Here is a 4870-nt window from a genome sequence, read left to right as displayed (position 1 = left end):
TGCCATCCATGGAGAACGGTGCTGTCGAGCCCGCTCTGGTGCGCCACATACCGCTTGGGGGAGACCAAGTCAAGAAGCGGTGTGCCGTGCTCGCGCAGCGGGCGGAGGACACTCTCACCCTCCTCAACCGGACCTGTGTAGCAGGCGTTGATGGCCACGGCGGGTCGCCAGTGAAGCTCCTCGGGGACGACCGAGAGGGGAGGGATGGTTCCCAACCTGACGACGGTGCCAAGCTCGTCGGGAGCATCCTGCACGAAGTCGCGGTAGAAGCGCAGCGCGGCGGCAGTGTCGTCCGCCGCCCAGAACACGGGGCCGGCGAGCACAGTGGGACCGACAGGGTGGAGGGCGAACTCGAAGGAGGTCACGATCCCGAAGTTTCCACCACCGCCCCGCAACGCCCAAAACAGGTCTGAGTGTTCGTCTTCCGAGGCTCGAATGAATTTGCCATCGGCGGTCACCATATCGGCGGAGAGCAGGTTGTCGACAGTGAGGCCATGCTTGCGCATCAGCCAGCCGATACCCCCGCCGAGGGTAAGCCCGGCGACGCCGGTGTGACTGACGATGCCGCCCGGGGTCGCAAGTCCGTGAGCCTGGGCCTCATGGTCAACGTCGCCCCACAGGGCGCCACCCTGCACTCGAGCTGTCCGTGCGGGAGGGTCAATCCACACGGCTCGCATCGCAGAGAGATCAATGACGATACCGTCGTCGCAGACGGCGGTGCCGGCGACGTTATGACCGCCGCCGCGCACTGCGATCTCGAGGTCGTACTCCCGTGCGAAATTTACAGCTACAATCACGTCTGCAGTGCCTGAACACTGGACGATGAGCGCTGGGTGACGATCGATCATCCCGTTCCAGACGCCCCGGGCCTCGTCATAGTCCTCGTCGGTGGGCCGAATCAGGGTGCCCCGAAGCGTTTCTCGAAGGTCTTCAACGGCTGTTTGGTCAGCGTCTCTTACCGTTGGTGTCATTACAGGCCCCGTTTTGCATCTCCCTCGTTACATCTTCATCCTTGACGCAGAGTACGGAGAGTGCTACTTGTGTTACGACCTGGCCCATGTTAACTATTGTCACAAGGACGATCTGCTGGATGCATCCTCTATATCTATCACTCCCTTCTAACAAACGACTGAAAGACGACATTCAACTGCTGACTCAGCAGCTCAGAACGCTTCGGCGTGTTCTTCACTCACCCCTTACCAACCGGGCGACAACGTACAGGTCTACGTCTCCGAGACAGATCCCGACAGCGAACACCACGGGAAAGAAGGCACCATCACGGATGACCTGCAGGACACTCTCAGAGACGAGACTGGACGTGAACTTGACTCCTACAGCTACCGCGTTGAAACCGATGGTGAGGAAATCGATGTTTGGTTCCGGCATCGCGATTAGGTGCCAGTATCACAGTAACCAAGTACCGATACTCCACTGCAATGACCAATAACGAACGCAAACTAACGTGGCCACAAATCCGGGATGTACTCGAAGTTAACGAGGATCGCCTTTGCAGTACGTGGCTCACGGGAAGTTTTGTAAACCCGATGACGGAAGTCACACGAGAGTACGACGTCGATGTTGTCCTTGTATTCGAGACCTACGAGGCCATAGCCGAATTCGAATGAAGTCACTCAATCGGGAGCGCACGCAGATCACACCCTGAGTGTCTTCGTTGTTTGGGAGTGCTACCTCTAATTCTTTTTCATCAAGCAAACTCTTCCTCACTGTCCCTCAGTCGCACTTCAGGATACGACGCCAATGGTAATTAGTATTGTATACCAACATCGAGGAGCACTCTAAATTTCGTTCTCCCCCTGCATGGGGTGTCAGTGCAAAAGTCGCTTCAGTGATTTTCAGTCACCGGCGATATCCAATACAACCTTGCCAGTGAGTCCGCTTCCTTCGACCATCTCGTGTGCCTTCGCCACCTCCTCCAAGGGAAGAACTGAATCGATAACCGGTTCGAGCTGACCACGCTCAGCGAGCCGTCGTAATCCCTCGAGTGGCCGTCGACTACGTTCAAGGAACAGCATCTCAATTGAGAGGTTCTTCTGGTATGCATTCCCCCATTCACCCTCCGGTTCGAGAATGGTAACCAGTTGACCATGCGGCTTCGTAATGCCGGTGCTTTCGACCAGCGTATCACCCCCGACAGTGTCGAAGACGAGATCAACATGTTCATCGAACTCTGACTCAATTACGTCGGTAAATTCCTCGGATTTGTAGTCGATTGCGCGAGCCGCACCGAGATTTTCGGTCTGTTCAACCATCTCAGGGCTCGCTGTTGCGATGACCTGTGCTCCGGCAGCGTGCGCGATCTGTACCGCGTGGGCACCGACACCGCCGGTGCCGTGGATCAGTGCTGTCTCACCAGCCGCCACATTGCCCCGCGTGATGATTGCCTCCCATGCGGTTCCACCAGCGAGCGGGAGCGCCGCTGCTTCGGTGTGGGAAAGATTTGTAGGCTTCTGAGCGACGATTGACTCATCGGCGACGTGGTATTCGGCGTAACTCCCCTGGTTGCCGAAGATCTCCGGTGTGTAGAACACTTCGTCACCAGGTTCGAAGTCCATGACAGCTTCGCCCACAGCTTCGACAACCCCGGAGACATCGTACCCAATGACTGTTGGCGGGGAAATACCAGCCCATGATCCAGCTTGGCGAATCTTGTAGTCGACAGGATTGACTGACGACGCATGCACCCGAACCAGGACTTCGGTCGGTCCAGGAGATGGCTTCTCGACATCGCGGTTTTCGAATATGTCGGTACCACCGAAGTCTGTGATAACCATTGCGTCCATACCCAACAGTACCACCGCTACTGGAGTATAGATTGTGTCCACTGGGGTGGTACTGGGAAGCCCGAATTAAATCGCAGGTTGTTTGGCGGGGAGGCGAACCGCAATAAATTGCATTAATTAGAAGTAGCTAATATTTCAATCAGCAGTCGACGATAATGCGTTTGGACGAGTCATGTCTGTCCGAACAGAACCAACACTGGTCTTCCTGAATAGATTGGAAAGATCATGAGTACAAAACAATCCACAGGATTTGAAGCTGACGAGACGGCACAGCAACGCGCACAGTGGGAACAGTTCTCCTTCGACGTCGATGCCCCTGGAATAGTCGAAGTGACCAACGAGAGCCACGAGAGCCCCGCAGCCCACCAGTACACAGTCTCCATTGACGACGTGACTCACGAGCTGATGGCCTGCACGTGTCCGCATCACGTCCACCGCAACGCTGTCTGCAAACACATGGCCGCCGTCGAAACCGCAACTGACGACGGGACGCTCGACGTCTTCCCCTCGGAGGACGAAGACGATACCAACCCCGAAAGGTCAGAAGGCATCGTTGACCGCCTCAGAATCGCTGTTGGAAGTCGTAGACCGAATCGTACAACGAGTGTCTGTGCGGCCCGTGCATCACGAAGTGGGTACCACCGCCGATTTCGAGGTACTGTTTCTCGTCGCTTCCGAGTTCATCGTACAGCGTGAGCGCATCGCTCCGCTGGGCGACTGCATCTTCGCTTCCGCGGACCACGAGTGTCGGCACCTCGATAGCGTCGGCGTCGTAAACCGGTGTCCCTTCACAGCCATCTCGGACGTCGGCCAGCGCACCCGTCTGGGCGATGTACGCGTCTTCTCCCTCGACGCCCTGATTTGAGGAGACCTGCGTCTCCCAGATAGCCTCGAACAATGGCGTTGGTTCCTCCATTCCTTGCCGTGCCATCACCGTCGGTTTCTCTTCTTTGTAATAAGCGTCGAGGCCGGGTTCGAGGCCGAGTCCGGCGAGTCCGTCTTCGAAGTCGTACGGCGGGGCGTAGACGGGTGCACACAGGACGAGCGATTCGAGTTCGGGCGCAGACTCCGAGACGAACGTTCCGCCGGTCATTGTCCCCCACGAGATGCCAACGAGGTGAATCGCGTCGAATCGATCACGGACGAACTCGTAGGCCGCTTCAACGTCCATCGCTGCATCTGCTGCGCGAACTGCCGGGCCGTTTTCTTCAGGGGGCACCTGCATCTCCGGTGGTCGCTCGCTTTCGCCGTACCCGCGTACGTCGAGCGCGAAGACTGCCTGTCCGTGCTCAGCCGCACGATTCAACCACGAATACGAATCGTCGTCGGGGACCGGCGGCGCGAGAAGCGCCTTCGACGACGTCATCCCGCCGTGCAGGAACAAGACGGCTTCCTCGGCGCCATCTGTCGTCTGTTCCCAGACACGCAGCTGCGTCTCGTCTGCCGCATATACGTCATGTGCTATCAATTCCATACAGTAGAACTTGGCTACGAATTAAATAAGAGGGTGGTTGATATGTGAACCGTCAACCTCGTCTGGTGACGAGGCTCCATAGTGCCGCGTGGGATTTGATTTATCCTTCCCCGACCATCCGGTCTTCTGCGTCCCACTCGCGCTTTCGGAGTTCGTACTTCTGGATTTTTCCGGTCGCCGTCGTCGGTAACGACTCGACGAACTCGACTTCTTTGACCACCTTGTAGCCCGCGAGCGATTCGCGCATGAACGACTCCAGTTCGTCTTCGGTGACGCCCGGGTCTTTCGAGTCGCCGTTCGTGGGAAGGACATACGCCTTCGGTGATTCACCCCACTTGTCGCTCGGTATCGGGATGATGGCAACTTCCGAGATGGCCGGGTGGTCGTGCAGAACATCTTCGAGTTCGAGACTTGAGATGTTCTCCCCGCCGGAGATGATGATATCCTTCTTACGGTCTTGAATTGTGAGGAATCCTTGTTCATCCACCGTTGCGAGGTCACCCGTGTGGAACCAGCCCTCTATACGGTCGTTGAACGCCTCGTGCGTCTCATCAGGCTTGTTCCAGTACCGTTCGAGAATCATGTTTCCGCGAAC

Annotated in this window: 5 protein-coding genes; all 5 read right to left on the bottom strand. The window is 57.1% G+C overall.

Annotated features, from left to right (window positions below; all coding sequences use genetic code 11):
- On the bottom strand, positions 1-971 hold a 971-nt coding region (locus tag BG842_RS21105), incomplete at its 3' end, for an FAD-binding oxidoreductase (protein ID WP_069452334.1).
- A 214-nt stretch (positions 972-1185) separates the two neighbouring features.
- Entirely contained in the window at positions 1186-1386 is a 201-nt protein-coding gene (locus BG842_RS21100) for a hypothetical protein (RefSeq protein ID WP_069452333.1), read from the bottom strand.
- Positions 1387-1853: 467 nt separating this feature from the next.
- Positions 1854-2801, bottom strand: a complete 948-nt coding sequence (locus BG842_RS21090; protein ID WP_069452335.1) for a zinc-binding dehydrogenase — start codon at positions 2799-2801, stop codon at positions 1854-1856.
- Between the two features lie 562 nt (positions 2802-3363).
- Positions 3364-4275: a carboxylesterase gene (locus BG842_RS21085; RefSeq protein ID WP_069452331.1), complete on the bottom strand. Its 912-nt coding sequence runs from the start codon at positions 4273-4275 to the stop codon at positions 3364-3366.
- Between the two features lie 100 nt (positions 4276-4375).
- Positions 4376-4870, bottom strand: a 495-nt coding sequence (locus BG842_RS21080) for a class I adenylate-forming enzyme family protein (RefSeq protein ID WP_139136223.1), incomplete at its 5' end; no start/stop codon positions are given.

Origin of the sequence: Haladaptatus sp. W1, from assembly GCF_001723155.1 — an archaeon.
GTDB lineage: Archaea > Halobacteriota > Halobacteria > Halobacteriales > Haladaptataceae > Haladaptatus > Haladaptatus paucihalophilus.
Note: the sequence above shows the minus strand (reverse complement) of the source record. Positions and strands in the feature narration are given on the sequence as shown.